Annotated in this window: 7 protein-coding genes and 2 pseudogenes; 2 read left to right on the forward strand and 7 right to left on the reverse strand. The window is 42.3% G+C overall.

The window, feature by feature from the left end; genetic code table 11:
* Positions 1-34: 34 nt before the first annotated feature.
* Positions 35-1,021 carry a hypothetical protein gene (locus tag IPP77_15865; protein ID MBL0311079.1) on the forward strand — a complete coding sequence of 329 codons (987 nt, stop codon included), beginning with the start codon at positions 35-37 and terminating at the stop codon, positions 1,019-1,021.
* A 188-nt stretch (positions 1,022-1,209) separates the two neighbouring features.
* Here the strand turns inward: IPP77_15865 and IPP77_15870 are convergent.
* The 7 genes and pseudogenes from IPP77_15870 to IPP77_15900 all read right to left on the reverse strand — a co-directional run bounded on the left by IPP77_15870 (position 1,210) and on the right by IPP77_15900 (position 9,464).
* Positions 1,210-2,330: pseudogene (locus IPP77_15870) on the reverse strand (restriction endonuclease).
* Positions 2,302-3,186 carry an adenine-specific DNA-methyltransferase gene (yhdJ, locus tag IPP77_15875; GenBank protein MBL0311080.1) on the reverse strand — a complete coding sequence of 295 codons (885 nt, stop codon included), beginning with the start codon at positions 3,184-3,186 and terminating at the stop codon, positions 2,302-2,304. Before yhdJ ends, IPP77_15870 begins: the two are co-directional and overlap by 29 nt.
* Before the next feature lie 327 nt (positions 3,187-3,513).
* Complete coding sequence (locus IPP77_15880; GenBank protein ID MBL0311081.1) at positions 3,514-3,843, reverse strand: hypothetical protein; 330 nt, start codon at positions 3,841-3,843, stop codon at positions 3,514-3,516.
* Positions 3,844-3,982: 139 nt separating this feature from the next.
* Positions 3,983-4,702 carry a DNA repair protein RecO gene (gene recO, locus IPP77_15885; protein MBL0311082.1) on the reverse strand — a complete coding sequence of 240 codons (720 nt, stop codon included), beginning with the start codon at positions 4,700-4,702 and terminating at the stop codon, positions 3,983-3,985.
* 1 nt (position 4,703) lies between these two features.
* The gene (locus IPP77_15890) at positions 4,704-6,332 is read right to left on the reverse strand and encodes a hypothetical protein (GenBank protein MBL0311083.1); all 1,629 of its coding nucleotides are present in this window, start codon (positions 6,330-6,332) and stop codon (positions 4,704-4,706) included.
* A 48-nt stretch (positions 6,333-6,380) separates the two neighbouring features.
* Positions 6,381-8,705 carry a hypothetical protein gene (locus IPP77_15895; protein ID MBL0311084.1) on the reverse strand — a complete coding sequence of 775 codons (2,325 nt, stop codon included), beginning with the start codon at positions 8,703-8,705 and terminating at the stop codon, positions 6,381-6,383.
* Between the two features lie 127 nt (positions 8,706-8,832).
* Positions 8,833-9,464: pseudogene (locus tag IPP77_15900) on the reverse strand (peroxiredoxin).
* A gap of 958 nt (positions 9,465-10,422) precedes the next feature.
* On the opposite strand from IPP77_15900, the gene IPP77_15905 reads away from it, so the two are divergent.
* Positions 10,423-10,611: a hypothetical protein gene (locus IPP77_15905; protein ID MBL0311085.1), complete on the forward strand. Its 189-nt coding sequence runs from the start codon at positions 10,423-10,425 to the stop codon at positions 10,609-10,611.
* The last annotated feature ends 85 nt before the right edge of the window (positions 10,612-10,696 follow it).

Raw genomic sequence — 10,696 nt, forward strand, 5'->3', positions numbered from 1 at the left:
AGGCATTTATTTTATTAAAACCTATTGGGAGAGTATGATTAAATATTCTCCCGATTATTATCCGGCTCAGTTTCTTTTCATCGTCGTACCGGTGTATGTTTTAATTTGGGTATTTGCTGTGTTCCTCGGCGGAGGATATGAAAAGCCCTACCGTGTTTCCAATATTATACGCGGCGTTTTCGGTGGCACCATTGCTATTGCGGCTGTCTATGCCTTTCTGCCCGAAGAATGGAGATTTTCTCGGGCCATCATTTTATTGGGCGCATTCTGGACCGCTACGGAAATGTTATTGACGCGCACCTTATATCACCTCATTAAATATCAGTCTTTATTTTTTGAAAAAGAGGAAGAGAAAAGAATCCTGATTACGGGGGCAACAAATGAATGTACCCGGGCAGAGAAACTTTTACTGGCCACCGGTGTAGGCCATGAATTGATTATTGTGCCAAATTCAGGGACAGAGCTTAAAAAACTGTCTTTGCTTTATTCCATCAACGAACTCATTTTCTGCGCTGCCGGTATTTCTTACGGCGAAATTATCCGGCAGATCCAAGGCTGCGGCAACCGGATGGAATACAAGATATTAAACGAAGGTGGAGATACCTTTATGGGCAGCAACTCAAAAAATACTTCCGGCGAAATCTATTCCGATTGGCACCGGTACCGCTTGGCTCAACCGGCCCATCAGCGCAAAAAAAGAATTTTCGATTTGACAATTTGTCTTATCGGAATCCCCTTGCTCCCTCTGGCTCTTTTTATCGTAAAAGGGCCAGTAGGTTTTGTTAGAAACTATTTGGATGTTTTCTGTGGTAAAAAAACATGGGTAGGCTATTCCGCAGGAATCAAAATTTCATTGCCGCAAATTCGCAGCGCAGTGATTTCTGTTTCTGAATCTATTAACAACGAAAAGCCGGACGAAGCAGTTCTTGAAAACATGAACCGGCTATATGCCAAGTATTATTCCGCCTCGGATGATTTGCAGTTGCTATGGAAATATTTTAGGGAGTTGGGGAGGCGGTAGGGGGAAGCGTCGGGGCTTTGTTATTGGCGCTTTGGCTATAGGGTTTCGGGTTACGGGTCGGGACTACACGCAGTGCGGGATTTTACCACCGAACTTCCTACGAAGAACTGCCCTTCAAAGTTACTACTTTCCTGTCCCACGAAGCACCAAACCCTGCTTGGGGGTATGTGCTGTTATGTGCCGTTCTTCTATTCTTCGTCATCGTCCGTGTCCTCGTAGTTGAATTCAACTTTACTTTGTATTACTACTTCGTCAAGGATTTTGTTTAAGTAACCTTGTTTAACAGCATCGTTAAATCTGTCGTTGAGGGTCGGAATATTTATTACTTCTTCAATGCAGTCCATGTATTTATCAACGATAGCTTTGATTGAATAGGTTTTGCTGGCGTTCACTCTGATTTTATTCAGAAGGTCTTTGGTTGGTTCATCTGACTTGATTACAAAAGTTATTGGATACTTCTGAATTTTATCAATGTCAAGAAAATACTTTTAAAGTCTAGTGTTTCCGTTACTTGAAAAAATCTACCGAGTGGCTTCATTACAAAATCAATTCCTCCATCATTCGCATTTGTTCTGCCTGTTTTGTAAAGTTTCAAATTCTCTTTGTTGAGTTTGTCCATTTCAAACCCCCAAATAATTTGTTGGTCGTGATAATAGAATTTGAGAATAGAATAACTCACAATTTCAAAAAGTCGTGCATCAACATTGGGAGCAAGTAAGCCAATTACAAACTCCTCAATTTTCTTTGGAGTTGTTTTGCCAATCTGTTGTAGTTCCTCGCACGACTTCACGAAACGCTGAAAAGCATCCTGCTTGGTTTTGGCATACTCGTCAATAATCTCAATGATAACACTGGCGATATTGAAGTTGGTGGAGCCAACTTTTATTTTCAATAGGTTTTCATTGAACCAATAACGATTGGTTTCAAGATTGCGAAGGATTGGAATGAACTCAGAACTTGGAAAATATTTTTGAAACTCGGAGTTCATGCGATTATTCAAAGCATGATTTTGAAGTTTGCTGCCGAATGGCAATTCTCTTTGTCGTGCAAAAAGTTTGTTGAATAAAGCACCTTTATACTTTGAGTAATCGCCTTTCTTATCAAAGCCGTTGGCGATATAGTCCTCGATGATTACGTAGATGGCGTAAAGGTTTGCAAAACTTGAACGGGCTTTAGAACCTTTATTTGCAGAACGGGTTTTCTCATTGATGTATTGAATGAGTTGGCTCTTTTCAAAAACATCATCTGCACTTTTGCCAAAGTGATTTTGTAAAACGGATTTAATGTTTGCCGTGAATATATTTTCCATGTGGCTCTTCAAATAATTTAAGGTTGGTAGCAGTAGCCAACTTTTCGGTCTCAAAAGTGCGGATTTCCTTTTGTAATTTTTCGCCTTTAAACTCTTTCGCTAACTGCAATCTCCGCAAACCGATTTTTACATACTCGTCTTGTAACTCTATGCCAATGGAATTTCTGCCAAGTTCTTTTGCCGTGCAAGTCGTGAATGTTCCAGAAAAAGGGTCCATAATTAAATCACCCTCGTTTGAACTTGCTTTGATGATGCGTTCAAGTAAAGCAATTGGTTTTTGTGTCGGATGATTTTCGTATTCGTCCATGCGATAACGCACTCTCGCATACTCCCACACATTGCCAGGAACTTTTTCTGAATTGTAAACTGTTGGAACCGCTTTACGATAATCAATAAGTTTGCGTTTTGCTCCTGTTTTTGCCTCTACTAAAATGTCGTCCGTGTTGAAAGTGTAATTGTCCTTGTCCTTTACGCAAAACAAAATCGGCTCATACATTGAGCCGTAATATTTTTTGGCTTGAACCCCTGAACTGTCGTAATACCAAACAAGTCGTGAAAGGATGTCAAGTTTCTTGCGAAGATGAATGTCAAAGAATGGCATGAACTGCGTTGCGGTCATAACATAAAAACTACCGTTGGGTTTGAGTTTTTGAATGCATAAGTCAAGCCACTTGTAACACCAATTCAGGTAATCTTCTTCTGTAGCCCATTTGTCCTTGTGTCCGTTGAAGTTTTTGCCGATGTTGTAAGGCGGGTCGGCAAAAATTAAATCAATGGAATTGTCCGCAAGCGTTGTCAATACTTGCAAAGCGTCACCATGAATTATTTTATGTCTGTCGTTGCCGAAAATCTCCATTGTCATATTCAATTAAAGTCGTTTCAAAATTAGTCAAAAAACTGTCTGTTACTTGCCCAAAATTTTCGTGTTAGCACTGTCCCAAAAATTACCGCTAACACCTATTACACGCAATAAACCTATAAAAACTTGCGGTAAGCCAAGCATAATACAGCGGATATACGCAAGTATGGCTTGCGTATATCCGGCTGCCTATTTATATATATTGTACTACACAGATTATTGAACAATCCCGAATCAAACGAAGATTTCCGCCAAAATGTCCATCCTTTTCCACCCCCAAATGGCCGACACACATTACAAATACACGTAATTTGACCGATCTGTTCATAATCTCCTTTCTAGTAAACGATTATCAACAATAATCCCCCGAATATCAATCATAATCCCTCGATTCTTAATCAATTTCCCCGGTATATTGATTAAAGAAGCCGCTATATCGGTCACATCTTCCGCTATCTTAATCAAGGTAGCTGCATTATTGATTAAGTCATTCGTTATAGTGATCATGATAGCCGCATTCTTAATCATAAGAGCTGTTATATCAATCAAAACAGCAGCATTCTTAATTAAACAAATCGCATTTCTAATCAAAACGGCGGCTATATCAATCACATCTACCGCTATATTGATTAAACCAGTCGTTTTCTTAATCAAGCCTTCAGCCTTATTATTTACATCGTTACCACAATTTTGTCGGCGGGTACTAGTCTTTTGGAAGCGTGCGGCGGGAGGTATGTTGGATGAATGGCATATAAAATAGGACTGCCTGTCACGTTTATTCGGGCCGATTTATTTAGCCCAGCACTTCTTCCAGTATCTCCGGCGATTTCAAAGAAAAGTTTTCGATGTGCAAGCGGTAATAATCCAATAGGATATGGAGCATTTTTTTGCGTTCAGCTCGGTTGAGATGCGATGCTGTCACATCAAAAAAATTTCGCTGCATCAAATCATACAACAGTTTGCTTTCGTTTTTGCCCAGTGTGTGAAGGCGTTCGTTGGGGGTGGTAAAGAAGCCTTCATTCATTTCAAAAGATGAATTTGCTTCTGAATAGTTTTCATGGGGAGCAAATCCAAGATGCCGGCTTAGCCGAAGAAGAAAAACCAGATGAAACTCAGGATGCAATTTCTCAGAGGTGTCGAGCAGTTGAAGGGCTTCATAGATAAAGTCAAACAACTCGATATTTTCCTCCTGCTCTCGAATAGATTTTGAAATCACTTCAAGCATAAACAAGGCAATGGTTGACTTGAGCGTATCAAAAGGAATAGACTGGTAGGTATAGTCGCGGCGACACTCTTTGATAAACTGCAACTGCTGATTTTGGCGATGCGATGTTTCCATATCCAAAAGTGTAAGCGGCTGATACAGCGATGCTTTGTTTTTCGACTTGGAAGTGCGCACCCCTTTTATCATGTAGGACTGTAACCCATACTGGGAAGTATAAATCTTGGCTATGATGCTGGTCTCTGAATATTTGACCGTATGGAGGACAATGCCTTTGGTTTGATGATACATCTCAAAAGCCGTTTATTTCCTTCCAATGATCGTTCACAGAATATATAAATACATCACCGGGTTGTTTGTTTTTGAAACGTACCGTAAAGGCCGGATAAGAGCGATTGATTTGCGCATGGAAGCTACCGGTGTCAATATCTGTTGCTCCAAAGCTGTTCCGCCACAGCCAAGCACCTTGAGTAAGGAGCGTGAGATGCAAAGTGCTTGAGTCAAGGATTTCACAAACCGCAGAGTCAGAGGGGCTTACCAAATTGGTTTGGTAAACTTCAAAGAGCTTGTCGTCCACATCAATATTGCGTTGCACGCGAAGCATTTCAGAGAGGGTGCTGTTGGGCATAGAGCGCATGCAATATGCACCGTTATAGTCGTCAGGGGTGAGTAATACAAATATACGGTTGGCATCCGGCCACCGGAAATCATGTAAAAGTGATTGTGCGATTCTTCCACTCTTTGCCCAGCAGTTTGTATTGCGAGCAAGGAATAGGGAGGAAATGATTAAAAACAAGGCTACGGGAATGATTGCCCATCTCTTCATAAAATGAAACAAGGCCAGCACCACGGATACATAAAAAAATGAGGAGGCGAAATAGACATACCGGTCCTGCTCTATGTCCTTATAATACATGAAATACAGATTGATAACCGGGACAAGAGCCGCGCAAAAGAGAAAGAACCAAGCAATGATGATTTTGTGAATCACGGTTCCTTTGAAAAATCTCCAGATCAAAAAAACGAAGAACACTAAATAGAGGATGGTCCCTGTTACAACAAACGTCTTGCTTTCCAGAAATGCGTAAACGGCATCTCTTTGAGAGAAAGAAAAATAGAGCGGCGCAAATAACAACTTGAGCAGATATTTAGAGAAGTTGGGGACAATCAGGAACAAATCAGTATTCAGATGAGACGCTTCTCCATAGTGCCCTACCCAACTACCAATCCGCCATTTGTTGATCAGAAAATAAACGACGATGCTGAGTATCAATGGGAGAAAAAAAGATTTCAGAAAACCTGACAACCGCAACCGATTTATAGCAGTATTCGTGGTGGCTATCCAAAGGATGGTGAGTAGGCCAACAAACGGTAGGAAGGCCTCAAAAGTGAACATAGCCAAGAAATAGCAGACGTAAACAAGCAGGGCATATTGAACCTGAAGTGTTTCGGTGTAACGAATAAAAAACAGCAAGCCTGCTAATACTAAAAACGTTAAGGCCAGAAACAAAATAGCAGCGCCCCAAACAACCGGTTCGCTGTGATAAGGAGAGATTAGCCAGAGCAACCCGGCAGAAATAGAAATCAGAAACCGGTTGTGGAGCGAGGTGATGGCCAGCGTTCTGTAGGTCAGGAAAGAAAGCAAGGTAGCGTTCGCTGCATGAAAGGCGATGGAGGTAATAAACCATCCTCGCTGATCAAAACCAAATAGTTTCCACTGCACCATGTTCAGCAGATGATAACCCCAGCGCATGGATTTGTCATCCCAGCAAGAAGAGAACCCTTGCCAGCCATCTTTCATATAGTGCAGCATATTCGTATTCCAGTCGAAGAGGAACTTGGAATAAATCGTGTGGCGATAAAAAATAAGAGTAACGACGAAGTAGGCAATCGCTGCCCACCACCATCGGTAGGCTTTCATATTTTTTGAGAAGAAGAGATTATTCACTCAAAAAGCGGTATAGATAAATCAGTTAGCTAAGAGGATTTTCGCCACGCGCCTTTCCTTTCCTAAATCGGTGGAACTGAACACTAAGTACACGCCACTCTTAGCACGAGTGCCGTTATAGTTTTTCCCGTCCCAGATCATTTGTGTTCCGTTGGCTTTACCTTGGTAAATCAACGTGCCGGCCACGTCGGTAATTTTTACATACGCATTACTGGTGAGTCCCTTGATAGCAATTGGGCCATCATACTCAGGCTTCACCGGATTGGGATATACCAAGGCGCCGTCACAGTCGTTGCATTCGGCAATGGCATCACCCTGATAGCTAACCAATCCACCGGTGGTGCCGATAAAAACTTCACCGGTTTGTGCATCAATTGCAATGTCGGTAATCTGGTTGGTAGGAAGCGGGCTGTTTTCAGAAGTGAAACGAAGCAACTCTGTTTTGCCGTCTGCCGAAATCAACCAAACTCCGTTGTTTGTTCCTATCCATTTTCTATTGGCAGCATCTACCGCGATGGCACGCACCGCTTCGGTGCCAAACAGGTACCCAATGTATCCATCCCGTTCTACTTTAATTTGGTCTGCTTCGCAACCGCTCTGTGTCAGGATGCTCCCTGCACAATAGAAAATCCCAATCCCCTGATTAGTGCCCACCCAGATATTTCCGTTCTGATCTTCGGCGATACAATATACATTTTCATCGGGCAGTCCGCCGTCGCCCGCACCCGATCTGATCAACCGGTATGAATCATCGGCGGGATTATCAATATCATTTCCATAACTAAATACCACCACCCCATTTTGCTGACGAGTAAGTGCCCATATCTGTCCGCGCTGATCCACTAAAATCCTTTTCACGACTTCAATACTATATGGAAGAGAAAACTTCTTCCATGTTCCATCATTGCGAATCATCTTGATAGCCGAAGGCGCTCCGGCATTTCCGATCCACACATTACTTTCCTGATCAACGAACAGGCAACTGATTTTTGTCCTCTGTGTATCGCCGCTGGCACCTTCTAAAATGCTGTTATTCTTATCATAAGTAACGACCTCCTGGGTGGCGTGGCGATATTCTATCAAACCGGAAAGAAAGGAGCCGAAGTAGGTTACATCCCGCGCCGGAACCGGTGCGGCGCAAATAATATCTGTATAGTTAGCTAAAGCCAGATCCGTATATTTATTCCGTACCGTCCAGGTTCCATTTTCATAAATTGAAAAGCCGTCAGCAATCCAGTTAAAACCCCAGGAATCGTTGACTCCACCGGAAGCCACATAAACCACTCCATTTTTTATTTCAATATCGAATACACTAGAACTGAAAGGCCCTTCAGGAAGGATGCGTTGCAAATCTCCTCCCGGATTGATATAAAATCCGGTATAAAAATCTGACTCCCACGAAATGCCAATACTTTCAAACCATCTGCCGGGTCGCAGATGTCCATAAGAAGGTCGAATAGAAAGCGTTCCATTGGATTCGATTTTACCAATTTTACCATCCACTTTGTCTAAACTATCCACCCATACTGCAAAATAAAGCGTGCCGTTTACTGCGTCCAGCGCCTTGAAGGTTTGAAAAGGGGCGAAGTATTTTTTCTGCCAGTTAGTTCCGTCATATTCAAAGAGGGTGTCGGTGCCACCACCGCCGATGACCGTATAGATTTTGTTTTGATAGGCTTCAATCAGGCTCGCCGATTTCTTGGGGAGGTTTTGAGTCATATCAAACAAGGTCCAAGAATTAAAGTCTAAGAGATTGGGTGCTGATAAGGGGGCGCGTTTCACTCCTTCGGAGGTGGCGGCGTAAATATGCGTTCCATCTATAGTGGTCGAGAAAACAGAGATAGAGGCACCGTTTGCGCCGATGACATAAGTATTGCTGATTTCTTTCTTCGCCAAATTGATGACCGTGATTCCAATATTAGTAGAGAGATAGGCAAATCCGTTATAGAAGGAGATGTCGTAAATCAAAATAGCACCGGTTACAGATTTGACTTTGATGTCGGTGATATTATAAACATCGGTTCCATCGAAAATCAAATCCAGATTGCTGTTGTTATAAGCCACGACGAGCGCTTTCGTGGCCGGGTCGTAGGCAATAGTTTTGATGCTGACATCGCTTAGGCTATTCGATTTGTCATAAATCTGAATAACGTTGGTCGTTTTATCAAACGAAAAGACGCCATTTGTCGAGGCGCAATACACCCGGTCGCCGGCATCACAGATGCCCAGCGATGATTGATAAGGAAGATACATTTTCCAAGTGCCTAATGACCGCTCCTGTCCCGCCAGATTATTTACGGAGAGCAGACCGGCAACTAGGAACAGCAGTATAAAAATTCGACGCACGCGGCTAAAGTATTAAAACGGAAGATAAACGGTAATCTGTCGTTAATATTGTTTTGGCGAATAGATATACAAAGAAAAAGCCGCTCCGAAAATTTCGGAGCGGCTTTGGTATCAAGTGATGAATAGATTACTTAGCCGATAAATAAGTGGCTACACTTTCGTGCGTAGCCTTCATACCGCCTTGGCCAGAAGTCCAGTTGGCAGGACAAACTTCCCCAACAGTTTCAAAAAACTACAAAACATCTACCATACGGATCGCTTCATCAATGTTTCTGCCTAATGGCATGTTGTTGACTAATTGATGCTGCACAATTCCTTGTTTGTCAATCAGGAAAGACCGCGGTAGGCAACCAGTTCGCCGGTAGCCTGCATTTGGTTGTTTTCATCGTAGAAGTATTCGCCATTCAATACATCAAAGTTGGCGGAAATAGTTTTGTTGGTATCGGCTACTATAGGATAGGTGATGCCTTTGATGCCTCCCTGCTTCTTTTCGAGTTGCAGCCATCCCCAATGAGATTCTTCCGTATCGGTAGAACATGCTACAACCACCGTATCGCGGCTTTCAAATTCGGATAGTTTTTCCTGAAATGCGTGCAACTCAGTGGGACACACAAAGGTGAAGTCCTTGGGGTAGAAGAAGAGCACCACATTTTTTTTGCCCAGATAGATATCCAAAGAAAAGTTTTCAACTATTTCTTTGCCGTTTATTACTGCCTTCGACTTGAAGGAAGGAGCTTTTTTTCCTACTAATACTGCCATGTTATTTTATTTTTATTTTGTTAATTAAAGTAGGGGCGAAGATAAGCGAATATGCCATAAAACAGCCCCGAAAACTGCCAATAATCCTAAAAACCGGACTTTTTGAGCAATATCGTCCGATAGAAATTATTAGGCAGAGACCAGCCGGGCACTTCGTCTTTTACTTTTTGATATAGTTTAGTCAATAGCAGCCTCTTGTTCGTCGCTATTCGGTCCCTATTAGCAAGAGATAGGTGCCTGTTAGCAGCTATTCGGTCCCTGTTAGCGGCTACTCGGTACCCATTAGCCAAAGGTAGATGCCTGTCAACAGCTATTCGGCACCTGTTAGCAAGAGATAGGTCCCTGTTAGCAGCTATTCGGTCCCTGTTAGATAAAGATAGGTCCCTGTTCGTAGCTACTCGGTACCTGTTAGCAAGAGATAGGTCCCTGTTAGCAGCTACTCGGTCCCTGTTAGCCAAAGACAGGTGCCTGTTAGCGGCTATTCGGTCCCTGTTAGCTGGAGATGGGTACCGAATAGCTTGCCGTACACTATAATGTGCAGCATTTGACCACAAAAACGTACATCTTGGCTGTCTTTCACCCTCGTTTAAGCCACCTTTAGCACTCATTTGAGACACAGCACCTTGGAAAAGCCATTTTTAACATTTCTGGCAAAGGTTTTGCAGCATACATATATATAGAGAGAGGATGGAGTGAGGCAATTTGCATTTTTTTTGACAAATTCTTAAACTGAACGTAATCTGAAAAAATTGACAAAACATGTATGCCGATTTATCTTTGCTCCGCTATTTGAAAAACAGAAATTTAATTATTTTTAACCTGTTAATTTTTAAGGACGCCGACCACCGAGGCATTTTATCGGTAAATCAATTTGTTAAAATAAACATCGGTCTATTATATTTTCTATTTACTCAAACATCACCACTACCTCAATCTTCACCTTTAAATTTCAACTATCATGACTAAAGTACTACGCTTTGCAACGCTATTGGTATCTCTATTGCTCACCGGTTTGATGGGATGGGGACAGGCAATTTCTATGACTGCAACCAGTTCAAATACTCGACCTTTGCTGGCTTACCCTCAACGGGCACCACCTTTACTTGGACTAATAATTCAACGATTGCCAATTGGTATGCAACTTTGACCACCGGAAACGTGTCGACAGGGACAGTTGCAGCTAACACCCTTCAAAGCTTTGGTTCTACATCGGCTGCGGATCATTGCATTGG

Source organism: Bacteroidota bacterium (assembly GCA_016722375.1).
GTDB lineage: Bacteria > Bacteroidota > Bacteroidia > Chitinophagales > LD1 > Bog-950.